A 21,518-nucleotide genomic window follows, 5' to 3' on the forward strand; every position below is an offset into this window, starting at 1 on the left:
GGGTTCGGGGGAGAGGCCTGGTCTCGGCACAGCCCGAACGGGGTGGTTGAAGGGGAAGGAAGGGGTGGTTGGAAAATCAGGGATTCCAGTGCAGAAAGTTGCGGTACAGGGCCAGGCCGTGTTCCGCGCTTTTCTCCGGGTGGAATTGCGTCGCAAAAATATTATCGCGTGCAATGGCCGCAGCAAACAAACCGCCGTAGTCGGTTTGCCCCGCACAGTGGGCGGGATCCTGCGGCAGGGCATAGAAGCTGTGCACAAAGTAGAAATAGCTGTTGTCGGGCACACCGGCCCAGACAGGGTGCACGGCCACGCCGCCCGCAGGGTGGGGGTGGGCCATCTGGCGCACCTGGTTCCAGCCCATCTGGGGCACCTTGAAACGGCTGCCATCGGCCTGGGTGCGGCCCGCCAGGTCGAACTTGCGCACGTCGCCATGGATCAGGCCCAGGCCCGGGGTGTCCCCTTCGGCGCTGTGGTCCAGCAGCATCTGCATGCCCACGCACACGCCGAACATCGGCTTGCTGGCAGCGGCTTCGAGCACCGATTCCTGCAAGCCGGACTCGCGCAGCTCGCGCATGCAGTCGGGCATGGCGCCCTGACCGGGCAGCACGATGCGCTGCGCGGCGCGCACGTCTTCGGGGCGCTGGGTGACGACCACGGTCCAGCCCGTGCCCTGTGCGGCGGCCAACACGGCCTGCGAGACGGAGCGCAGGTTGCCCATGCCGTAGTCCACGACCGCGACGGTTTTTGCTTCCATATTCATAGCTGCTAGCGCTTATCCATCAGGCGGTAGCGCCTGATTTGATCCAAATTTTCACAACGAACCCTTGGTGGAAGGGATGACACCGGCCGAGCGCGGGTCGCGCTCCAGCGCCGCACGCAGCGTGCGCCCGAACGCCTTGAAGATGGTCTCGCACTGGTGGTGGGCGTTGAAGCCCTTGAGGTTGTCGATGTGCAGCGTCACGCCCGCGTGGTTCACGAAGCCCTGGAAGAACTCGTACACGAGTTGCGTATCGAGCTGGCCGATGCTGCCCGCCGTGAACTTCACGTCGATGTGCAGGCCCGGGCGGCCCGAAAAATCAACCACCACGCGCGACAGCGCTTCGTCGAGCGGCACGTAGGCGTGGCCGTACCGGCGGATGCCCTTCTTGTCGCCCACGGCGCGCGCAAAGGCCTGGCCCAGCGTGATGCCCACGTCTTCCACCGTGTGGTGGCCGTCGATGTGCAGATCGCCTTCGCAGTCGATGTCCAGGTCAATCAGGCCATGGCGTGCGATCTGATCGAGCATGTGGTCGAAGAAGCCGATGCCGGTGTGCAGCTTGGCCTGGCCGGTGCCGTCGAGGTTGATGCGCACGGTGATGCGCGTCTCGGCGGTGTTGCGGCTGACTTCGGCGATGCGGTCGGCCATCGGGTCGGCCGATGGGGCGGAAGGTACGAGTGCGGAGGAAGTCATAGGGAGGCTTGGAGTGCGGCCAGCATCTGCGCGTTGTCTTCGGCAGCGCCCACCGTGAGGCGCAGGCAGTTGGCCAGCATGGGGTGCATTGTAGAAACGTTCTTGACGAGCACCTTGCGGTTTTTCATGCCCTCGTAGGCCTTGGCGGAATCCGCCACGCGCACGAGGATCATGTTCGCCTCGCTGTCCCAGCATTTTTCGATGCCGGGCATCTGGCGCAGGGCGGCAACCACCTTGGTGCGCTCGGCGCGGATCTCGGCGGCCTGGGCGGCGAACACGTCGGCGTGCTCCAGCGCAAACAGCGCGGCCTCGCAGTTGAGCACGCTCACGTTGTAGGGCGGGCGCACCTTGTCGATTTCGCTCACAAACGCCGAAGGCCCGATGAGGTAGCCCAGGCGCACACCCGCGAGGCCAAACTTGCTGAGCGTGCGCATGAGCAGCACGTGGGCGTTGCGCGCGGGCTCTGCGCGCATGCGGTCGATCCAGGTGCGGCTGGCAAAGGGCTGGTAGGCCTCGTCCATCACCACGATGCCGCCCTGCGCGCCTGCGGCGTCGATGATGCGCTGCACCGCGCCCTCGTCCCACAGCGTGGCCGTGGGGTTGTTGGGATAGGCGATGTAGGTGATGGCGGGGTTGTGCTGGGCGATGGCAGCCAGCATGGCGGGTTCATCCAGCTCGAAGTCGGGCGTGAGCGGCACGCCGACAAAGTCCAGGCCCTGCAGCTGCGCAGACAGCGGGTACATCACGAAGCCTGGCATGGGCGCGAGCATGGTGGCGCGCTGGCCCGTGCCAGGCTGTGCGCAGGCCAGGGCCAGCAGGGTGATGAGCTCGTCCGAGCCGTTGCCCAGCACAATGCCGTAGCCCTCGGGCAGGCCGGCGTACTGAGCGAGGGCCGCCTTCAGGTCCAGCAGGCGGTCGCCGGGGTAGCGGTTGAGCGCGAGCGCCCCCAGGCGCTGGCCCAGCGCGGCCTGCAGATGCGCGGGCAGGCGGAACGGGTTCTCCATCGCGTCCATCTTGAGCATGCCGGTGGAAGGCTGCACGCCATAGGCATGCATGGCGCGCACGTCGGGGCGGATGCGGGCCAGGGCTTGAAGCGGGGAAGATGGAGCGGCGTTGGTCATTCGGCGGTGTCCAGTTCGTTGGGGGAGGTGAGAAACGGGTTGACGGGTGTGACCGCATCCATGGGCTCGCCGTGCGGCAGCGCCTCGGTCAGCAGATAGCGGCAGCCCTGCTGGTGGGCCGACGAGAGGATGAGCGCATCCCAGTAGCCCAGGCGGTAGCGGTCCTGCAGGTCCCAGGCGCCGTCCACGGTGTAGGAGTCCAGGTGCGGCGGCAGCCACACGCGCAGGCGGCGCACCTGGGCACGCACCTGCTGCAGCACCTGCGGGCCGTCGAAACGCTGGATGGCCTGGTTGTACAGCTCGTTGAGCACCTGCGAGCTGATGCGGCCGCTGCGCGTTTGCCAGCAAAAGGCGACCCATTCACGCGCCCGCGCCTGGCGCTCGGCATCGCGGTCGTCCACGCTGGCGAGCAGGATTTCGGTATCGACAAAGATGGGGACGGTGCTCATGCGTTCTGCCCTGCTCAGCGCAAAAACAGGGTGTCGCGCGGCACATAGGGCCCGCTGGACGCGCCCCAGGACTCAAACCCCAGCGCCTCGCGCATGGCCTGGGCGTAGGCGTCTTCCTGGCGCATCTTTTCGGCCAGCCATTCACCGAGCAGGCGCGACACGCTGCTGCCGCGCTTGGCGGCTTCCACGCGCACCCATTCGGCAACGGCGTCGTCCATGGTCACGGTGATGTTCTTCATGGGCAAAATATTACACGAAGTTCGTGCAACACGAAGTTCGTGTTATTTTCAGGCAATCATGCGGCCCGGGGTTGTGCGCTCTTGTGCAGCATCTGGCAGGCCATGTCACCCACGGTGCGCAGCGCCGCCAGATGGGCGGGCGACCAGTCGCCCCCCACGCCGATGCGCAGGCAGTTGCGAAACCGCCCGCTGGCGCTGAACACCGTGCCGGGCGCAATCAGGATCTGCTTTTCCAGGCAGGCTTCGTGCAACTGCACCGAATCCAGCGCGCGGGGCAGCTCCAGCCACAGCAGCAGGCCTCCCGGCGGATCGCTCACGCGCGTGCCCTGCGGGAAATGCGCCGCAATCACGTGGCGCACCTCGTCCATGCGCGCCGCCACCGCTGCGCGCAGCTGGCGCATCGCGGCCGCATGGCCCGCCTGGGTGATGAGGTCGGCCAGCGCCAGCTCCAGCACGGCCGACTGGCCACCCGCCTGCAGGTCCTTGATGGCGCGCACCTTGTCGGCCCAGCGCCCGGCTTCCAGCCAGCCCAGGCGCAGGCCCGGCGCCAGCGTTTTGGAGAACGAGTCGCACAGCATCACGTGGCCCGTGGTGTCGTACGACTTGACGGTGCGGCGCATCTCGTCCACCTCCACGAGGTCGTTGTAGATCGCGTCCTCGATCACCGCCATGCCATACCGTGCCGCCATCTGCGCCAGGCGCTTGCGCTCGGCCTGGGGCATGCAGCTGCCCAGCGGGTTGCTGAGCGTGGGCACCACCATCAGGGCCTTCACAGGCTGGGTCTCCAGCGCCAGCTGCAAGGCATCGAGCGACAGGCCGTTGCGCGGATGGGTGGGGATTTCCAGCGCGCGCAGGTGCAGGCCCTGCAGCACCTCCAGAAACGAAAAATGCGTGGGCGACTCCAGAGCCACCACATCGCCTGGCTGCGTCACCGCGCGCAGGCACAGCGCAATGCTGTCCATGCAGCCGCCAGTGACCACGATGTTCTCCGGGTCCAGGCTGCAGCCCAGGCTGACGGCATACCGCGCAATCGCACGGCGTGCATCCTCATGCCCTGACGAGGTCGGGTAGGTGCACAGCAGGTTGCGGTGGCGCTGCGCTGCACGCACCACGGCCCGGCGCACCCGGTCGGGGTTGAACAGCTCGGGGCCGGGCGTGCCGCTGCTGTACGACACCATGTTCTCGGGCTGGTTGCGCCCCAGGATGCGCTGGCCCAGCCAGTCCACCGACACCTCGCGCGGGCGGCGCATGGGGCGCGGCGTGCTGGGCTCGGGCAGGCTCACGGGCCGCGCCGCCACAAAAAATCCGGAGCGCGGGCGGGCCGTGATCAGGCGCGCGTCCTCCAGCCAGTGGTAGGCCTGCACCACCGTGGTCTGCGCCACGCCATGCTGGCGCGCCAGTTCGCGCACCGAAGGCAGCTTTTCGCCGCGCGCCAGGGTGCCGTTGCGGATCAGCTGCGCGAGCTGTTCGGCGATTTGAAGGTAGAGCGGGGGGGCGTCATCGGTGGCCATGCGAGCATTCTGTACTGATCGCTGCGCCAAAGGGCAGTACAGAGGCGCATCTGTACGGGCAGTACAGATCCCCTGTACTGGCCATCTGTACTGCATCAGGTGGCCCCAGGCTGTGGCTGGCCGCCAAAGCCTTGCGCCCGCACAGTGGAAGGCATGAAAACCCAGCCCGCCCCCACCCCTTCGTCGCCCGCCACTGCCCCACAGGTGCCGGGTGCCCTGCCACTCCAATGGAAGCGCCAGCCCCTGCCACCGCTGCAGGCCGTCCAGGTGCTCGACTTCCGCGCGGGCGACATCGCCCTGCTCGAAGTCGAACAAGGCCGCGTCTGGGTGACCTGCGACGGCCTGCTGGAAGACTATTTTCTGGAAGCAGGCCAGCGCCTGTCGTTCACCGGGCCCGTGCGGCTGCGTGTCAGTGCAGAAGGCCGCCAGCCTGCACGGCTGAACTGGGCGCAGCACCGGGCAGTGGCAAGCGCCGCCTATCCGCCTGCACCCACAGCAGCCTCTCTGCCCAAAGCCACAGCACCCGCACAGGGTGCCCTGCCCCGGGGCGCGATCAGCGCGGCTTGACGGGCGTGGTCAGGCGCATTTCCGCCGCCTGCGCGTGGGCCTGCAGGCCCTCGCCATAGGCCAGCTCGGCGGCGATGGTGCCCAGCACCTGGGCACCGGCCTCGCTCACCTCGATGAGGCTGCTGCGCTTTTGGAAGTCGTACACGCCCAGGGGCGACGAGAAACGTGCGGTGCCGCTGGTGGGCAGCACGTGGTTGGGGCCTGCGCAGTAGTCGCCCAGGCTTTCAGAGGTGTAGGCACCGAGGAAGATCGCACCCGCGTGGCGCAGCAGCGGCTCCCAGCGGTGGGGGTCGGTGCTGCTGACCTCCAAGTGCTCGGGCGCGATGCGGTTGCTGATGGCGCAGGCTTCTTCCATGTCCTTCGTCAGGATCAGTGCGCCCCGGCCGGTAAGGCTCTTGGCGATGATCTCGGCGCGCGGCATGGTGGGCAGCAGGCGGTCGATCTCGCGCTGTACGGCGTCGAGATAGGCGGCATCGGGGCACAGCAGGATGCTCTGGGCCAGCTCGTCGTGTTCGGCCTGGCTGAAGAGGTCCATGGCCACCCAGTCGGGCGGCGTGGTGCCGTCGGCCAGCACCAGGATTTCGCTCGGGCCTGCAATCATGTCGATGCCCACGGTGCCGAACACGCGCTTCTTGGCGCTGGCTACGTAGGCGTTGCCGGGGCCGGTGATCTTGTCCACCTTGGGCACGGTGGCCGTGCCGTAGGCCAGTGCAGCCACGGCCTGGGCGCCGCCGATGGTGAAGGCGCGCGTGACGCCGGCCACGTAGGCGGCGGCCAGCACCAGCTCATTGCGCTCGCCCTTGGTCGAGGTGCCCTCGCCCGTTCCGCCTGTGGCCACGCTGCCGCGCACCGGCGTGGGCACGACCATGATGATTTCCTGCACGCCCGCCACATGGGCCGGGATGGCGTTCATCAACAGGCTGGACGGATACGCGGCCTTGCCGCCGGGTACGTAGATGCCCACGCGATCCAGCGGCGTGACCTTCTGGCCCAGCAGCGTGCCGTCTTCGTCGCGGTAGCTCCAGCTCTCGCCCGAGGCCTTCTTCTGCGCTTCGTGGTAGCTGCGCACGCGCTTGGCGGCGGCCTGCAGCGCGTCGCGCTGGGCCTGCGGGATGGCGTCGAACGCGGCTTTGAAGTCGGCCTGGGTCAGTTCCAGCGCCGCCATGGTGGGCGCCGAAAGGCCGTCGAAGCGGGCGGTGTACTCCAGCACGGCGGCGTCGCCACGCTTTTGCACGTCGGCCAGGATGTCGGCCACGCGCTGCTCGATGGCCGCGTCGGTGTCGGCAGACCAATGCAGGCGGACTGCAAAATCAGCCTCAAAAGTGGCCGCAGCGGTGGACAGACGGGCGGGAGCAGCTACCAAAGTCATAGTGTCAGTCGGTGGAGATGGATCAGTTTTTTTCAGCCGGTATGGCCGAGGCGAACGCATCGATGATGCGGCGCAGCGGCGCCTGCTTGAGCTTGAGCGCCGCCTGGTTCACGACCAGGTGGGAGCTGATGTCCATGATGCGCTCGACCTCGACCAGGTGGTTGGCCTTGAGCGTGTTGCCGGTGGAGACCAGGTCCACGATGGCATCGGCCAGGCCGGTCAGCGGGGCCAGCTCCATGCTGCCGTACAGCTTGACCATGTCCACGTGCACGCCCTTGGTCGCAAAGAAGTCGCGGGCGATGCTGGTGTACTTGGTGGCAACCTTCAGGCGTGCGCCCTGCTTCACGGCGCGTTCGTAGTCGAAGTCGTTGCGCACGGCCACGCTCACGCGGCACTTGGCGATTTGCAGGTCCAGCGGCTGGTACAGGCCCTGGCCGCCGTGCTCGATGAGGGTGTCCTTGCCGGTCACGCCGATGTCGGCACCACCGTACTGCACGTAGGTGGGCACATCGGTGGCGCGCACCAGCACCACACGCACGTCGGGCTGGTTGGTGGGCAGGATGAGCTTGCGCGACTTTTCGGGGTCTTCCAGCACCTCGATGCCTGCGGCGGCCAGCAGCGGCAGGGTTTCGTCAAAGATGCGGCCCTTGGAAAGCGCCAGTGTGATCATCGTCATGCTTTCAGTCTTTCAATGTCCGCGCCAATACCGCGCAGTTTGGCTTCCATGCAGTCGTAGCCACGGTCCAGGTGGTAGATGCGGTCCACCACGGTTTCGCCGTCGGCCACCAGTCCCGCGATGACCAGGCTGGCCGAGGCGCGCAGGTCGGTGGCCATCACGGTGGCGCCGGAGAGGCGGGGCACGCCTTCGATAACCGCCACCTTGCCATCGGTCTGGATCTTGGCGCCCAGGCGCACCAGCTCGTTGACGTGCATGAAGCGGTTTTCAAAAATCGTCTCGGTCACCGTGGCCGTGCCCTGCGCGATGCAGTTGAGCGCCATGAACTGCGCCTGCATGTCGGTGGGGAAGCCCGGGTACTCGGTGGTGCGGAAACCCTGGGCCTTGAGCGTGGCGCCGCCTGCACTTTGCACGCGGATGCCGCCGTCCACCGCTTGCACGGTGGCACCGGCTTCGCGCAGCTTCTCGATCACGGCGTCGAGGTGGTCGGCGCGGCCATGGCGCAACACCACATCCCCGCCCGTGGCCGCCACAGCGCACAGGAAGGTGCCCGCTTCGATGCGGTCGGCCACCACGCGGTGGGTGCAGCCGTGCAGCTTGTCTACGCCCTGGATGCGGATGCGGCTGGTGCCATGGCCTTCGATCTTCGCGCCCATGGCGATCAGCATCTCGGCCAGGTCCGAAATCTCGGGCTCTTGCGCGGCGTTTTCGAGCACCGTCTCACCCTCGGCCAGCGCGGCGGCCATGAGGAAGTTCTCGGTGCCGGTCACGGTGACCATGTCGGTGGTGATGCGCGCGCCCTTCAGGCGCTTCCAGCCAGCGGGCAGCTTGGCGATCATGTAGCCGTGCTCGACCACGATCTCGGCGCCCATGGCGGCCAGGCCCTTGATGTGCTGGTCCACCGGGCGCGAACCGATGGCGCAACCACCGGGCAGCGACACCGTGGCCTCGCCAAAACGCGCCAGCAGCGGCCCCAGGGCCAACACGGAGGCACGCATGGTCTTGACCAGCTCGTACGGGGCTTCGGGCGTGCTCAGCGCGCTGGCGTCGATGTGCACCGTGCCGTCATCGGCCCGCTCCGCCGCCACGCCCATGTTGCGGATGAGCTTGAGCATGGTGCTCACATCCTGCAGCTGGGGCACGTTGAGCAGCGTCACGGGCTCGGCCGTGAGCAGGGCGGCGCACAACTCCGGCAAGGCGGCGTTCTTGGCGCCGGAGACCAGCACCTTGCCTTGCAAGCTGCGTCCGCCGCGAATCAGGAGTTTGTCCATGTCAGGTAACCAGAATATGAATAAAAATGGGCTTCACCGCGCATCCATCATGCGCTGTTAGCTATCAATAAATGAGCAAACACCCGGCACTCTGCCCCGGTGTTTACTGCGCCTGCGCTGCCCACTCGGCGGGGGTGAAGGTCTTCATCGACAGCGCATGCACTTCGTCGGTGTGCATTTTCGCGCCCAGCGTGGCGTACACGCGCTGGTGGCGCTGGATGGCGCGCTTGCCCTCGAACTCGGCCGAGACGATGGTGGCGTACCAATGGCGGCCGTCACCTTCGAGCGTGATGTGTTCGCAGGCCAGGCCAGCGGCGATGATGTCTTTGAGTTGGTCAGCGGTCATGGTGGGGCGCTCGGGATCAATGAGGACTGACGCAAATCGGGATGCAACAACCGCCTCGCCCTGGAGGGGAGCGTTTGCCTGAACCTTGTTTTGCGTAAGTCATGTCAGTTACGGATTTTGTAGCCCGTGCGCAGCAGGTGCACGGCCAGCGCGCTCACGGCCAGCCAGGCGATGCCCACGATGCCCAGGCTGAGCCAGGGCGAGGTGTCGCTCTGACCGAAGAAGCCGTAGCGGAAGCCGTCGATCATGTAGAAGAACGGGTTGAGGTGGCTCACGGCCTGCCAGAACGGCGGCAGCGACTGGATCGAATAGAACACGCCCGACAGAAAGGTCATGGGCACGATGATGAAGTTCTGGAACGCGGCCATCTGGTCGAACTTGTCAGCCCAGAGCCCCGCAATCAATCCCAGTGTGGCCAGCAGCGCCGCGCCCAGCAGCGCAAAGGCCAGAATCCACAGCGGCGCCGCAAACTCGGGCCGCGCAAACGCCAGCGTGACGATGAACACGCCCAGGCCCACCACCAGCCCGCGCACGATGGACGAGCCCACGTAAGCGCAGAACCACGCCCAGTGCGACAGCGGCGTGAGCAGCACAAACACCAGGCTGCCCATGATCTTGCTCTGGATGATGCTGGACGAGCTGTTGGCAAATGCGTTCTGCAACACGCTCATCATCACGAGGCCCGGCACGAGGAAGGTCGTGTAGCTGATGCGGTCGTAGACCTTCACATGGTCTTCGAGCACGTGGCCGAAGATCAGCAGGTACAGCACGGCCGTGAGCACGGGGGCGGCGACGGTCTGGAAGCTGACCTTCCAGAAGCGCAAAACTTCTTTGTAAAACAGCGTCTGCCAGCCGGTCATAGCGCGACCTCGGACAAGGAAATATTGGATGCGGACGTGCCCGACATGACCTGCAGGAACACATCCTCCAGATCAGGCCTGCGGATCTCCATGTCCTGCACCTCGACCCCGGCCACGCGCAAGGCAGCCAGGTGGTTTTCAATCTCTGCCGCGTCGTGGGCGGGCAACTGCACGATACGGCCGGTGACCCGCGCCACGGCGGCCAGCGCGGGCGGCAGGGCCGTGTCGGTCTTGAACTGCAGTACGCTGCCCGAGGCGGCCTTGAGCAGCTCGCTGGTGCGGTTGAGCGCCACCACCTGCCCCGCCTTGAGCATGGCAATGCGGCCACACAGGGCTTCGGCTTCTTCCAGGTAATGGGTGGTGAGCAGCACGGTGTGCCCTTCCTTGTTCAGGCGGGCGATGAAGTGCCACAGGGTCTGGCGCAGCTCCACGTCCACGCCAGCCGTGGGCTCGTCGAGCACGATGATGGGCGGCTTGTGCACCAGGGCTTGTGCCACCAGCACGCGGCGCTTCATGCCGCCCGAGAGCTGGCGCATGTTGGCGTTGGCCTTGTCGGCCAGGCCCAGGTTTTCGAGCAGCTCGTCGATCCAGGCGTCGTTATTCTTCACGCCGAAGTAGCCCGACTGGATGCGCAACGCCTCGCGCACATTGAAGAAGGGGTCGAACACCAGCTCTTGCGGCACGATGCCCAGCTTGCGGCGGGCCTCGGCGTACTGGGCCTGCACGTCGCTGCCCTGCACCAGCACGCGGCCACTGCTGGCACGCGCCAGGCCGGCCAGGATGCTGATGAGGGTGGTTTTACCGGCGCCGTTGGGGCCGAGGAGCCCGAAGAACTCGCCCTCCTCAATGTCCAGGTTGACCTGGTTCAGCGCCTGAAAAGGGCCTTTGGGCGTGGCAAAGGTCTTGGAGATGGCTTGGAAGGAGACTGCGGGCATGAAGCCCCTGATTTTACGGCCTTGCCTTGAACCGCGTTGGGAAGGGGGCAGACAGCGGCTTGCAGCGGCCCAGGCCCGGCAAAAAAAGCCGGGCCGCGTCAGGACACGGGCGTGAGCAGCGTGCCCACGCCATACAGGCCCGCCATGCCGCGCAGCGCCGGGGGCAGGCCCTGCACGGCAAAGGTCTTGCCCACCGACAGCGCCTCGCGCCGGCATTCCAGCAGCACCGCCAGCGCCGAACTGTCAAACACCGCCATGGCGCTCGCGTCCACCACCACACCCGTTTCACGGTGCACGCGCAGGCCCTGCAGCAGCATCTGCAGGCAGGCCGTGGCCTGGCGGTGGGTGAGTTCGTGGGGCAGTACCAGCATGGCGGAATTGGTCACACCGCCTCAGCCTTTGGCTGAGGTGTTGGTTTTGTTGCGCGCAACCAGGGTCTCGATCAGGCCGTCAATGCCCTTGGCATTGATTTCCTGGGCAAACTGGCCCCGGTAGGTTTCCACCAGCCACACACCCAGCACATTGAGGTTGTAGATTTTCCAGCCAGCGCCCTCGCCCGGGGTTTTTTCCAGCCGGTAGTCGAGCTGGATGGGGTCGCCCCGGCCCACGATTTCGGTGCGCACCAGCACGTCCTTGTCTTCGGCCGCAGCACGCAGGGGCTTGACCTGGATGGTCTGGTCGTTCACCTGGGCCAGGGCTCCAGCATAGGTGCGCACCAGCAAGACCTTGAACTCGTCCTGCAGGCGTTTTTGCTGCTCGGGCGTGGCCTGGCGCCAGCCGGGGCCCACGGCGGCGGCCGTCATGCGGCGGAAGTTGACGTTGGGCATCACGGTCTTGTCCACCAGCGCAATCACCTTGCTGATGTCGCCGCCCTGGATGGCCTTGTCGGCCTTGACGGTGGTGAGCACATCGGAAGACAGGCGCTTGATCAGCGCGTCGGGGGCTTCATCGGCCGCCAGTGCAGGCAGGGACAGGCCCAGCGACAGCGCCATCCCGGCAGCCAGGCCCAGGGCGCGGTGTCCCAGGGTACGTCGGTTCATCATGTTCGTGACTTTCATCGGTGCGGGCTCGTGCCCGTCAAATCATTGTGGTGGCGCGGGTGGACCCGCATGCGTCGCTGCGGTTGCGGATTGCAAGCAAGTGCAACAGTGGCAGTCCCGCTGGAGCCCTTTAAAGCGAGCCCCTTCAGCGCGGAGGTTCCTCGGGCAAGACGCCGTTGTTGCTATCGTTGTCGCTCTTGTCATCGCCACTGAACGGCGCGCCGGCCTGCTGGCTGCGCACCTGCAGAAACACATCGCGTGTAAAGCTGTACTTGTCCAGCGCCGCGCTGTCGAGCACCGAGCTGGCGCGCAGCAGGTTCGATCGCGTGTCCACGATGCGCAGCGCGTACAGCGAGTTGCGGGCGGAGACCGGGTCCACATAGCTCACCACGTTGCCCTTCATGTCCACCGGCAGGGCCAGGGTGTCACGCACCGTGGACGGGCCCAGGATGGGCAGCACCAGGTACGGGCCGGTGCCCATGCCCCAATAGCCCAGCGTCAGGCCGAAGTCCTGCTTGTAGCGGTCGATGCCCAGCTCGCTGGCGATGTCCAGCACGCCGCCCAGGCCCATGAGGGTGTTCACATTGACCCGCATGAAGGTGGAGGCGGCGGCTTCACCGCGCAGCTGCAGCACGTTGTTCACGAAGGACCACACATCACCCAGGTTCGCAAAGAAATTGCTCACCCCCGTGCGCACGGGTGCGGGAGTGACGTCCTTGTAGGCAATCGCCACCGGCTTGAGCACCATCGCATCAACCTGTTCGTTGAAGTTGGTCATGCTGCGGTTGTACGACTCCAGCGGGTCACGCGGATCGGGGTTGGCCACCGTGGCGCAGCCTGTCAGCAGCGCGGCGCCCAGCACAAGGCCCAGGCTGGCGGCGAGGCGCAAGGCCCGGGGCATGTGCCCGGCACGGGGGGGCAAGTCTGTGTAGTGAGTGTTTGTCATTTTTTGCCACCTGTCCCTGCAGGCTTGCTGCCGTCTTCGGCCTTGCTGTAGAGAAATTGTCCAATGAGGTTTTCCAGCACCACGGCCGACTGGGTCGAGGTGACCATGTCGCCCGCCACCAGATTTTTTTCGTCCGCGCCTGCTTCGATGCCGATGTACTGCTCGCCCAGCAACCCGCTGGTGAGGATCTTGAGCGAACTGTCCTTGGGGAAGGCGTAGCGGTTTTCCATCGCCAGCGTCACGCGCGCCTGGTAGGTCTTGTCATCGAAGGTGATGGCCTGCACCCGCCCCACCACCACACCGGCACTGCGCACCGCCGCCTGGGGCTTGAGGCCGCCGATGTTGTCGAAACGCGCGGTGATCTGGTAACCCCGCTGGAAGTTCAGGCTCAGCAGGTTGGCCGACTGCAGTGCCATAAACACCAGCGCCACCGTGCCGAGCATCACGAAGAGCCCCACCCAGAGATCGTTTTTTGAACGTTGCATTGTCTTGGATTCCTTCCCGCGCCAGCTTCGCCAGCGTCAGATACTGAACATCAGGGCCGTGAGCACGAAGTCCAGCGCCAGCACCGCCAGGGACGCCATGACCACCGTGCGTGTGGTGGCCCGCGAAACGCCTTCAGGCGTGGGCTTGGCCACATAGCCCTGCAAAAGTGCCACAAAGGTCACAGTGAAGCCGAAGACCACACTTTTGAGCACGCCGTTGCCCAGGTCTTTCCAGACATCCACCCCGCCCTGCATCTGGCTCCAGAAGGCCCCAGGGTCGATGCCGATCATGAGCACGCCCACCACCCAGCCGCCAATGATGCCCACCGCACTGAACACAGCCGCCAGCAGGGGCATGGTGACCACGCCGGCCCAGAAGCGCGGCGCCAGGATGCGCTGCACCGGGTCCACCGCCATCATCTCCATGGCACTAAGCTGTTCGCCCGCCCGCATCAGACCGATCTCGGCCGTGAGCGAGGTGCCCGCACGGCCCGCAAACAGCAGCGCCGTGACCACGGGCCCCAGCTCGCGCACCAGGCTCAAGGCCACCAGCAGGCCCAGGGCTTCCGACGAGCCGTAGCGCTGCAACGTGTAGTAGCCCTGCAGCCCCAGCACAAAGCCTACGAACAGGCCTGACACCGCAATGATGGCCAGGGAATAGTTGCCCAGGAAGTGGATCTGGTCGCGCACCAGACCAGGCCGCAGAAAGGTCGCACCCACCAGCCGCAGCAGCCGGAAAAACAGGCGCGCGCCCAGGCCGATGTCTGCCAGCTGCTGGCGCACGGCAAGGCCTACATCCGAAGGCTTGTACCAGCTCATGACCTGCGCCCTCCTGCGGGCCCAAAGTCTTCGGCGGGCTCGGGGGACGGATAGTGGAACGGCACGGGCCCCGTGGGCAAGGCATTCACAAACTGGTGCACCAGCGGATCGCGGCTGGCACGCACTTCGTCGGGGGTGCCTTGTGCAGCCACCACGCCCTCGCCCAGGATGATCACGTGGTCTGCAAGCCGGAAGGTTTCTTCCAGATCGTGCGAGACGATGATGCTGGTCAGGCCCATGGCGTCGTTGAGCTGCCGGATCAGTTGGGCGGCCGTGCCGAGCGAAATCGGGTCCAGGCCCGCAAAAGGTTCGTCGTACATGACCAGCTCCGGGTCCAGCACGATCGCACGCGCCAGGGCCACGCGGCGCGCCATGCCGCCGGATATCTGGCTGGGCGCCAGATCGCGCGCTCCGCGCAGGCCCACCGCATGCAGCTTCATGAGCACCACATCGCGGATCAGCGCCTCGGACAGATCGGTGTGCTCGCGCAGCGGGAAGGCCACGTTCTCGAACACGCTCAGGTCAGTGAACAGTGCTCCGAACTGGAACAGCATGCCCATGCGCCTGCGCGCCGCATACAGGGCAGAAACATCCATGCGCCCCACGTCCTGGCCATCGAACAGTACCTGGCCGCTTTGGGCCTTCTGCTGCCCGCCAATCAGGCGCAGCACCGTGGTCTTGCCGCCGCCCGACGCCCCCATGAGCGCCGTGACCTTGCCCCGTGGCACCGAGAGCGAAACGTCGCGCAGGATGGCGCGGTCACCATAGGAGAAGGTGACGTTGCGCAGTTCGGCGAGGAAGGACGGCTCTGGCATGCAAGAAAAGGGTGATGGGAATCCGGGACCTGCGCACACGAACCCAGGACACGCCCCGAGGAACGAGCCGCGATGGTAGCCGAAGCCACAAACATACATTCACGCATGTTTGTAAAAATTCGCACGGTGCTTGGTGGGCCTCAGCGCACCAAAGGCCGAGACAACCCCGGATTGACAGTACTGCCGATTGTGCCAACAAAGCGCCGGGGCAGCAGAGTCCGTGGTTTTGCATGGTCAACCCCTGCCGGCCCCACCACACATCCCCCAACAAAAGCGGCGCCCGCAGGCGCCGCTTCGGCTGGAACCTATCCGCAGGTAATCAGCGGGGCAGATCCGAGTAACCCATCAGGAACTCGTCCACCGCACGGGCGGCCTGGCGGCCTTCGCGGATGGCCCAGACCACCAGCGACTGACCCCGGCGGATGTCACCGGCTGCAAACACCTTGGGCACGTTGGTGGCATAGCCGCCGTCGAACTCGGTGGTGGCGCGGGCGTTGCCACGGGCATCCTTGTCCACGCCAAAAGCGTCGAGCACGGCAGCCACAGGGCTCACAAAACCCATGGCCAGCAGCACCAGATCGGCCTGGTAGTGCTTTTCAGTGCCAGGGATCTCGACCAGCTTGCCGTCCTTGAACTCGACCTGCACGGTGGTCAGGCTCTTGACCTTGCCCTTTTCGCCCGTGAACTCCTTGGTGGAGATCGCGAACTCGCGCACGCAGCCTTCGTCATGGCTGGAGCTGGTGCGTAGCTTCAGCGGCCAGTAAGGCCACGTCAGGGGACGGTTTTCCACCTCGGGGGGCTGGGGCATCACCTCGAACTGGGTGACGCTGGCCGCGCCGTGGCGGTTGCTGGTGCCCACGCAGTCGCTGCCGGTGTCGCCGCCACCGATCACGATGACGTGCTTGCCCGTGGCCATGATCTGGCCCTTGAGCTTGTCGCCCGCGTTGACCTTGTTCTGCTGGGGCAGGAACTCCATCGCGAAGTGGATGCCATCGAGGTCACGCCCAGGCACGGGCAGGTCACGCGATTGCTCGGCGCCACCGGTCAACAGCACGGCGTCGAACTCTTTGTTCAACTGCTCGGGCGTGATCGTTTCCTTGGCCCAGTTGGTGACCTTGGAGTCCTTGCCCAGGCCGTCCTTGGCCGCGCCCACGAACACGCTGGTGCGAATGACCACGCCTTCGGCTTCGAGCTGCTTGACTCGGCGGTCGATGTGCGACTTCTCCATCTTGAAGTCGGGGATGCCGTAGCGCAGCAGGCCGCCCACGCGGTCGTTCTTTTCAAACAGCGTGACGCTGTGGCCGGCACGGGCCAGTTGCTGGGCAGCGGCCAGGCCTGCGGGGCCTGAGCCCACCACGGCCACCTTCTTTCCCGTCTGGTGCTTGGCGGGGCGGGGCTTGACCCAGCCCTCTTCCCAGGCGCGGTCGATGATCGCGTGCTCGATGGACTTGATGCCCACGGCGTCGTCGTTCACGTTGAGCACACAGGCTGCCTCGCAAGGCGCAGGGCAGATGCGGCCGGTGAACTCGGGGAAGTTGTTGGTGCTGTGCAGCACCTCGATCGCGCTCTTCCAGTCCTGGTGGTACACCAGATCGTTGAAGTCAGGAATGATGTTGTTGACCGGGCAGCCGTTGTTGCAAAACGGCGTGCCGCAGTCCATGCAGCGCGCGCCTTGCACCTTGGCCTGGGCGCTGTCGAGCCCGATCACAAATTCCTTGTAGTGCTTCAAGCGCTCGGGCACGGGCTTATAGCCCTCTTCGATGCGCTCGTATTCCATGAAGCCGGTAGTTTTTCCCATGACGGTGTCCTTGTCTATGAATGCTGTGCGAAGGTCTGTGGCGCCTTATTTGGCAGGAGCCACTTCTTTTTTGGTAGCAGCTACCGCCGGTGTAGCGGACTCTTCCAGCACTTTTCGTTCATAAATTTCAGCCAGCGCGCGCTTGTACTCGGTCGGGAAGACCTTGACGAACTTGCCGCGCGATGCCGCCCAGTTGTCCAGCAGCTCACGGGCACGCTTGCTGCCCGTCCAGCGGTTGTGGTCTTCCAGCAGCTTCTTGAGCTGGGCTTCGTCGGTCTGGCCGCCGTGCCAGATGGCGCGGGGCACGGTGGCCTCTTGCTCCGAGGCAGGCAGGATGCGCTCCAGCGTCACCATGGAGAGGTTGCAGCGCGTGTCGAACTGGCCGTCTTCGTCGTAGACATAAGCGACGCCGCCGCTCATGCCCGCTGCGAAGTTGCGGCCGGTCTTGCCCAGCACCAGCACGGTGCCGCCGGTCATGTATTCGCAACCGTGGTCGCCCGTGCCTTCCACCACCGCCGTGGCACCCGACAGGCGCACCGCAAAGCGTTCACCGGCCACGCCACTGAAGAAGGCCTCACCCGTGGTGGCACCGTACATCACGGTGTTGCCCACGATGGTGTTGCGCACGGCATCGCCTCGGAAGTCGATGCTGGGGCGCACCACCACACGGCCGCCCGACAGGCCCTTGCCCGTGTAGTCGTTGGCGTCGCCGATCAGGTACAGCGTGATGCCGCGTGTGAGGAAGGCGCCGAACGACTGGCCGCCCGTGCCTTCGAGCTGGATGCGGATGGTGTCATCCGGCAGGCCCTCGGGATGGGCACGCGTCACGGCGCCGGAGAGCATGGCGCCCACGGAGCGGTTCACGTTGCGCGCCACTTCGATGAACTGCACGCGCTCGCCCTTTTCGATGGCGGGCTTGCTGCGCTCGATGAGCTTGCGGTCCAGCGTGTGCTCGATGTTGTGGTCCTGCACATCCACATGGAAGCGCGGCACGTCGGCAGGCACGTTGGGCTGGGCGAACAGACGACCGAAGTCCAGGCCGCGTGCCTTCCAGTGTTCCAGGCCCTGGCGCATGTCGAGCAGGTCGGTGCGGCCGATCAGATCATCGAACTTCTTGATGCCGAGCTGGGCCATGATCTGGCGCACTTCTTCCGCGATGAAGAAGAAGTAGTTCACCACATGCTCAGGCTTGCCCGAGAACTTCTTGCGCAGCTCAGGGTCTTGCGTCGCCACGCCCACGGGGCAGGTGTTGAGGTGGCACTTGCGCATCATGATGCAGCCCTCGACCACCAGCGGAGCAGTCGCGAAGCCGAACTCATCCGCGCCCAGCAGCGCGCCGATGGCGACGTCGCGGCCAGTCTTCATCTGGCCATCGGCCTGCACGCGAATGCGGCCGCGCAGGCGGTTCAGCACCAGGGTCTGCTGGGTTTCGGCCAGGCCGATTTCCCAGGGGCCGCCCGCGTGCTTGATGGACGACCAGGGCGAAGCGCCCGTGCCACCGTCATGACCGGCAATCACGACGTGGTCGCTCTTGCACTTGGCCACGCCTGCGGCGATCGTGCCCACGCCCACTTCGGACACCAGCTTGACGCTGATACCGGCATGCGGTGCCACGTTCTTCAGGTCGTGGATCAGCTGGGCCAAGTCCTCGATGGAGTAGATGTCGTGGTGTGGTGGGGGCGAGATCAGGCCCACACCAGGCACGCTGTGGCGCAGCTTGCCGATGTAGTTGGAGACCTTGCCGCCAGGCAGCTGACCACCTTCGCCGGGCTTGGCGCCCTGGGCCATCTTGATCTGGATCTGGTCGGCCGACGAGAGGTATTCCGCCGTCACTCCAAAGCGGCCCGAGGCCACCTGCTTGATGCGGCTGCGCAGCGAGTCACCGTCTTGCAGGGGCAGATCGACTTCCACGTTCTCGGCACCGATCACGCTCTTGAGGCTGTCACCCTTCTTGATCGGGATGCCCTTGAGTTCGTTGCGGTAACGCGCTGCGTCTTCACCGCCTTCGCCCGTGTTGCTCTTGCCGCCGATTCGGTTCATGGCCACAGCCAGCGTGGCGTGCGCCTCGGTGGAGATGGAGCCGAGCGACATGGCGCCCGTGGCGAAGCGCTTGACGATTTCCTTGGCGGGCTCGACCTCGTCGATCGAGATCGCCTTGGAGGGGTCGATCTTGAACTCGAACAGGCCGCGCAGCGTCATGTGGCGCTTGCTCTGGTCGTTGATGATCTGCGCGTATTCCTTGTACGTGTTCCAGTTGTTGGCACGCGTGCTGTGCTGCAGCTTGGCAATCGCATCGGGGGTCCACATGTGGTCTTCGCCACGGGCGCGCCAGGCGTATTCGCCACCCGCGTCCAGCATGGTTTCGAGCACGGGGTCGTCACCAAACGCGGCCTTGTGCATGCGGATGGCTTCTTCGGCGATCTCGAACACGCCGATGCCTTCCACGCGGCTGGCGGTGCCGGTGAAGTACTTGCCCACCGTTTCCGTGTTCAGGCCAATCGCCTCGAACAGCTGGGCACCGCAGTAGCTCATGTACGTGCTCACGCCCATCTTGGACATGATCTTGGACAGACCCTTGCCGATGGCCTTGACGTAGTTGTAGATGGCCTTGTCGGCCGACAGGTCGCCGCCCAGGTCCTTGTGCATGTCGGCCAGGGTTTCCATGGCCAGGTAGGGGTGCACGGCCTCGGCGCCGTAGCCTGCCAGCACGGCGAAATGGTGCACTTCGCGGGCGGTGCCGGTCTCGACCACCAGGCCTGCCGTGGTGCGCAGGCCAGCGCCCACCAGGTGCTGGTGGATGGCCGACAGCGCCAGCAGCGCGGGAATGGCCACTTGCGTGGCGCTCACGGCGCGGTCGCTGATGATCAGGATGTTGGCACCACCTTTGATGGCGTCCACGGCCTGCGCGCACAGCGAGGCGAGCTTGGCTTCCACACCTTCACGGCCCCAGCTCAGTGGGTAGGTGATGTCGATGGTCGCGCTCTTGAACTTGCCTTGCGTGTACTGCGCGATGTCGCGCAGCTTGGCCATGTCGGCAAAGTCGAGCACGGGCTGGCTCACTTCGAGCCGCATCGGTGGGTTGACCTGGTTGATGTCCAGCAGGTTGGGCTTGGGGCCGATGAAGCTGTTGAGCGACATCACGATCGCTTCGCGGATCGGGTCGATCGGCGGGTTCGTCACCTGGGCGAACAGCTGCTTGAAGTAGTTGTACAGCGGCTTGTTCTTGCCCGAGAGCACGGCCAGCGGGCTGTCGTTGCCCATGGAGCCAATGCCTTCTTCACCGTTCTTGGCCATGGGCGCCATCAGGAACTTGATGTCTTCCTGGGTGTAGCCAAAGGCCTGTTGGCGGTCGAGCAGCGGCAGATCAGCGGCCTGGGGCGCTGCAGCCTGGGCACCGGCCTCGATGCTGTCGAGCTTGATGCGCAGGTTCTCGATCCACTGCTTGTAGGGCTTGGTGTTGACGACGTTGGCCTTGAGCTCGTCGTCGTCGATCATGCGGCCTTGTTCCAGGTCGATCAGGAACATCTTGCCGGGCTGCAGGCGCCATTTGCGCACGATCTTGTTCTCCGGCACGGGCAGCACGCCCGACTCCGAGCCCATGATGACCAGGTCGTCATCGGTGATGCAGTAGCGCGAGGGGCGCAGGCCGTTGCGGTCCAGCGTGGCGCCGATCTGGCGGCCGTCGGTGAACACGATGGAGGCTGGGCCGTCCCAGGGCTCCAGCATGGCGGCGTGGTATTCATAGAAGGCGCGGCGGCGCTCGTCCATGGTGGTGTGCTGCTCCCAGGGCTCGGGGATCATCATCATCACGGCCTGGCTGATGGGGTAGCCGGCCATGGTCAGCAGTTCGAGGCAGTTGTCGAACGTTGCAGTGTCAGACTGGTCAGCAAAACTGATGGGGTACAGCTTTTGCAGATCGGCCGCCAGCACGGGCGAGGCCATCACGCCTTCGCGGGCCTTCATCCAGTTGTAGTTGCCCTTGACGGTGTTGATTTCACCGTTGTGCGCCACGTAGCGGTACGGGTGGGCCAGAGGCCACTCAGGGAAGGTGTTGGTGGAGAAACGCTGGTGCACCAGGCCGATGGCCGAGATGCAGCGCTCATCCGACAGGTCCTTGTAGTACACGCCCACCTGGTCGGCCAGCAGCAGGCCCTTGTAGACCACCGTGCGGCTGGACATGGACGGAACGTAGTATTCCTTGCTGTGCTTGAGCTTAAGCGCCTGGATATTGGCGCTGGCCGTCTTGCGGATCACATACAGCTTGCGCTCCAGCGCGTCCTGCACGATCACGTCGTTGCCACGGCCGATGAAGACCTGGCGCAGGATGGGCTCCTTCTTGCGCACGGTGGGCGACATGGGCATGTCCACATTCACCGGCACATCGCGCCAGCCCAGCAGCACCTGGCCTTCGGCCTTGATCGCGCGCTCCATCTCCTGCTCGCAGGCCAGACGGGAGGCGTGCTCCTTGGGCAGGAAGATCATGCCCACGCCGTATTCCCCGGCGGCGGGCAGCGTGATGCCCTGCTTGGCCATCTCTTCACGGTACAGCGCGTCGGGGATCTGGATCAGGATGCCCGCGCCGTCGCCCATCAGGGGGTCGGCCCCCACGGCGCCACGGTGGTCAATGTTTTCCAGGATCTTCAGGGCCTGCGTCACGATGTCGTGGCGCTTCACACCCTTGATGTGGGCGACGAAGCCGAGGCCGCAGGCGTCGTGTTCGTTACCCGATGAATACAAACCGTGTTGTTGCAGATGCTGGATCTCGGCAGCCGTGGTCATGGCGCACTCCTCATATTTTTCGCAGGGAGTGGGAGATTAGTG

Annotated in this window: 21 protein-coding genes; 1 reads left to right on the top strand and 20 read right to left on the bottom strand. The window is 65.4% G+C overall.

What is annotated here, in order from left to right:
- Positions 1–76 precede the first annotated feature (76 nt).
- Genes hisH through AvAM_RS09520 form a run of 6 tightly spaced genes read right to left on the bottom strand, consistent with a single transcriptional unit; the run spans position 77 to position 4,770 of the window.
- Positions 77–760: an imidazole glycerol phosphate synthase subunit HisH gene (gene hisH, locus AvAM_RS09495; RefSeq protein WP_137746821.1), complete on the bottom strand. Its 684-nt coding sequence runs from the start codon at positions 758–760 to the stop codon at positions 77–79.
- Positions 761–811: 51 nt separating this feature from the next.
- Positions 812–1,450, bottom strand: coding sequence for an imidazoleglycerol-phosphate dehydratase HisB (hisB, locus tag AvAM_RS09500; RefSeq protein ID WP_137746822.1), 639 nt, complete (start codon positions 1,448–1,450; stop codon positions 812–814).
- Entirely contained in the window at positions 1,447–2,571 is a 1,125-nt protein-coding gene (gene hisC, locus AvAM_RS09505; protein ID WP_137746823.1) for a histidinol-phosphate transaminase, read from the bottom strand. Before hisC ends, hisB begins: the two co-directional genes overlap by 4 nt.
- Entirely contained in the window at positions 2,568–3,020 is a 453-nt protein-coding gene (locus AvAM_RS09510) for a PIN domain-containing protein (RefSeq protein WP_137746824.1), read from the bottom strand. The genes hisC and AvAM_RS09510 overlap by 4 nt, the downstream gene beginning before the upstream one ends.
- 14 nt (positions 3,021–3,034) lie before the next feature.
- Positions 3,035–3,259 (bottom strand): CopG family transcriptional regulator, encoded by a 225-nt coding sequence (locus AvAM_RS09515; protein ID WP_137746825.1) that lies wholly within the window; start codon positions 3,257–3,259, stop codon positions 3,035–3,037.
- A gap of 56 nt (positions 3,260–3,315) precedes the next feature.
- Entirely contained in the window at positions 3,316–4,770 is a 1,455-nt protein-coding gene (locus AvAM_RS09520) for a PLP-dependent aminotransferase family protein (protein WP_137746826.1), read from the bottom strand.
- Positions 4,771–4,923: 153 nt separating this feature from the next.
- On the opposite strand from AvAM_RS09520, the gene AvAM_RS09525 reads away from it, so the two are divergent.
- Entirely contained in the window at positions 4,924–5,337 is a 414-nt protein-coding gene (locus AvAM_RS09525) for a DUF2917 domain-containing protein (RefSeq protein WP_137746827.1), read from the top strand.
- Here the strand turns inward: AvAM_RS09525 and hisD are convergent.
- The 14 genes from hisD to AvAM_RS09595 form a co-directional block, all read right to left on the bottom strand.
- Complete coding sequence (hisD, locus tag AvAM_RS09530; protein WP_137746828.1) at positions 5,324–6,706, bottom strand: histidinol dehydrogenase; 1,383 nt, start codon at positions 6,704–6,706, stop codon at positions 5,324–5,326. The genes AvAM_RS09525 and hisD overlap by 14 nt on opposite strands.
- 22 nt (positions 6,707–6,728) lie before the next feature.
- Positions 6,729–7,376: an ATP phosphoribosyltransferase gene (hisG, locus tag AvAM_RS09535; protein WP_375708149.1), complete on the bottom strand. Its 648-nt coding sequence runs from the start codon at positions 7,374–7,376 to the stop codon at positions 6,729–6,731.
- Positions 7,377–7,378: 2 nt separating this feature from the next.
- Complete coding sequence (gene murA / locus AvAM_RS09540) at positions 7,379–8,653, bottom strand: UDP-N-acetylglucosamine 1-carboxyvinyltransferase (RefSeq protein ID WP_137746830.1); 1,275 nt, start codon at positions 8,651–8,653, stop codon at positions 7,379–7,381.
- Positions 8,654–8,756: 103 nt separating this feature from the next.
- Entirely contained in the window at positions 8,757–8,999 is a 243-nt protein-coding gene (locus AvAM_RS09545; RefSeq protein WP_010462096.1) for a BolA family protein, read from the bottom strand.
- Between the two features lie 104 nt (positions 9,000–9,103).
- Positions 9,104–9,859, bottom strand: coding sequence for an ABC transporter permease (locus tag AvAM_RS09550; protein WP_137746831.1), 756 nt, complete (start codon positions 9,857–9,859; stop codon positions 9,104–9,106).
- Positions 9,856–10,794, bottom strand: coding sequence for an ABC transporter ATP-binding protein (locus AvAM_RS09555; protein WP_137746832.1), 939 nt, complete (start codon positions 10,792–10,794; stop codon positions 9,856–9,858). The genes AvAM_RS09550 and AvAM_RS09555 overlap by 4 nt, the downstream gene beginning before the upstream one ends.
- 98 nt (positions 10,795–10,892) lie before the next feature.
- Complete coding sequence (locus tag AvAM_RS09560; protein WP_137747085.1) at positions 10,893–11,165, bottom strand: STAS domain-containing protein; 273 nt, start codon at positions 11,163–11,165, stop codon at positions 10,893–10,895.
- A gap of 21 nt (positions 11,166–11,186) precedes the next feature.
- Positions 11,187–11,852, bottom strand: coding sequence for a phospholipid-binding protein MlaC (locus tag AvAM_RS09565; protein ID WP_375708144.1), 666 nt, complete (start codon positions 11,850–11,852; stop codon positions 11,187–11,189).
- Positions 11,853–11,979: 127 nt separating this feature from the next.
- Positions 11,980–12,735 carry a VacJ family lipoprotein gene (locus AvAM_RS09570; protein WP_137747087.1) on the bottom strand — a complete coding sequence of 252 codons (756 nt, stop codon included), beginning with the start codon at positions 12,733–12,735 and terminating at the stop codon, positions 11,980–11,982.
- 41 nt (positions 12,736–12,776) lie between these two features.
- Entirely contained in the window at positions 12,777–13,265 is a 489-nt protein-coding gene (gene mlaD / locus AvAM_RS09575; RefSeq protein ID WP_137746833.1) for an outer membrane lipid asymmetry maintenance protein MlaD, read from the bottom strand.
- 36 nt (positions 13,266–13,301) lie between these two features.
- Positions 13,302–14,084, bottom strand: a complete 783-nt coding sequence (gene mlaE / locus AvAM_RS09580; protein ID WP_137746834.1) for a lipid asymmetry maintenance ABC transporter permease subunit MlaE — start codon at positions 14,082–14,084, stop codon at positions 13,302–13,304.
- Complete coding sequence (locus tag AvAM_RS09585; protein ID WP_137746835.1) at positions 14,081–14,899, bottom strand: ABC transporter ATP-binding protein; 819 nt, start codon at positions 14,897–14,899, stop codon at positions 14,081–14,083. Before AvAM_RS09585 ends, mlaE begins: the two co-directional genes overlap by 4 nt.
- A 319-nt stretch (positions 14,900–15,218) precedes the next feature.
- Positions 15,219–16,697 carry a glutamate synthase subunit beta gene (locus AvAM_RS09590; RefSeq protein WP_137746836.1) on the bottom strand — a complete coding sequence of 493 codons (1,479 nt, stop codon included), beginning with the start codon at positions 16,695–16,697 and terminating at the stop codon, positions 15,219–15,221.
- 45 nt (positions 16,698–16,742) lie between these two features.
- Positions 16,743–21,476: a glutamate synthase-related protein gene (locus tag AvAM_RS09595; protein WP_137746837.1), complete on the bottom strand. Its 4,734-nt coding sequence runs from the start codon at positions 21,474–21,476 to the stop codon at positions 16,743–16,745.
- Between the last annotated feature and the right edge of the window lie 42 nt (positions 21,477–21,518).

Origin of the sequence: Acidovorax sp. NB1 (assembly GCF_005405905.1) — a bacterium.
GTDB lineage: Bacteria > Pseudomonadota > Gammaproteobacteria > Burkholderiales > Burkholderiaceae_C > Acidovorax.

Coding starts and splice junctions, on each gene's coding strand:
- hisH (WP_137746821.1), bottom strand. CDS start 760: ATGAATATGGAAGCAAAAACCGTCGCGGTCGTGGACTACGGCATGGGC.
- hisB (WP_137746822.1), bottom strand. CDS start 1,450: ATGACTTCCTCCGCACTCGTACCTTCCGCCCCATCGGCCGACCCGATG.
- hisC (WP_137746823.1), bottom strand. CDS start 2,571: ATGACCAACGCCGCTCCATCTTCCCCGCTTCAAGCCCTGGCCCGCATC.
- AvAM_RS09510 (WP_137746824.1), bottom strand. CDS start 3,020: ATGAGCACCGTCCCCATCTTTGTCGATACCGAAATCCTGCTCGCCAGC.
- AvAM_RS09515 (WP_137746825.1), bottom strand. CDS start 3,259: ATGAAGAACATCACCGTGACCATGGACGACGCCGTTGCCGAATGGGTG.
- AvAM_RS09520 (WP_137746826.1), bottom strand. CDS start 4,770: ATGGCCACCGATGACGCCCCCCCGCTCTACCTTCAAATCGCCGAACAG.
- AvAM_RS09525 (WP_137746827.1), top strand. CDS start 4,924: ATGAAAACCCAGCCCGCCCCCACCCCTTCGTCGCCCGCCACTGCCCCA.
- hisD (WP_137746828.1), bottom strand. CDS start 6,706: ATGACTTTGGTAGCTGCTCCCGCCCGTCTGTCCACCGCTGCGGCCACT.
- hisG (WP_375708149.1), bottom strand. CDS start 7,376: ATGATCACACTGGCGCTTTCCAAGGGCCGCATCTTTGACGAAACCCTG.
- murA (WP_137746830.1), bottom strand. CDS start 8,653: ATGGACAAACTCCTGATTCGCGGCGGACGCAGCTTGCAAGGCAAGGTG.
- AvAM_RS09545 (WP_010462096.1), bottom strand. CDS start 8,999: ATGACCGCTGACCAACTCAAAGACATCATCGCCGCTGGCCTGGCCTGC.
- AvAM_RS09550 (WP_137746831.1), bottom strand. CDS start 9,859: ATGACCGGCTGGCAGACGCTGTTTTACAAAGAAGTTTTGCGCTTCTGG.
- AvAM_RS09555 (WP_137746832.1), bottom strand. CDS start 10,794: ATGCCCGCAGTCTCCTTCCAAGCCATCTCCAAGACCTTTGCCACGCCC.
- AvAM_RS09560 (WP_137747085.1), bottom strand. CDS start 11,165: ATGCTGGTACTGCCCCACGAACTCACCCACCGCCAGGCCACGGCCTGC.
- AvAM_RS09565 (WP_375708144.1), bottom strand. CDS start 11,852: ATGAAAGTCACGAACATGATGAACCGACGTACCCTGGGACACCGCGCC.
- AvAM_RS09570 (WP_137747087.1), bottom strand. CDS start 12,735: ATGCCCCGGGCCTTGCGCCTCGCCGCCAGCCTGGGCCTTGTGCTGGGC.
- mlaD (WP_137746833.1), bottom strand. CDS start 13,265: ATGCAACGTTCAAAAAACGATCTCTGGGTGGGGCTCTTCGTGATGCTC.
- mlaE (WP_137746834.1), bottom strand. CDS start 14,084: ATGAGCTGGTACAAGCCTTCGGATGTAGGCCTTGCCGTGCGCCAGCAG.
- AvAM_RS09585 (WP_137746835.1), bottom strand. CDS start 14,899: ATGCCAGAGCCGTCCTTCCTCGCCGAACTGCGCAACGTCACCTTCTCC.
- AvAM_RS09590 (WP_137746836.1), bottom strand. CDS start 16,697: ATGGGAAAAACTACCGGCTTCATGGAATACGAGCGCATCGAAGAGGGC.
- AvAM_RS09595 (WP_137746837.1), bottom strand. CDS start 21,476: ATGACCACGGCTGCCGAGATCCAGCATCTGCAACAACACGGTTTGTAT.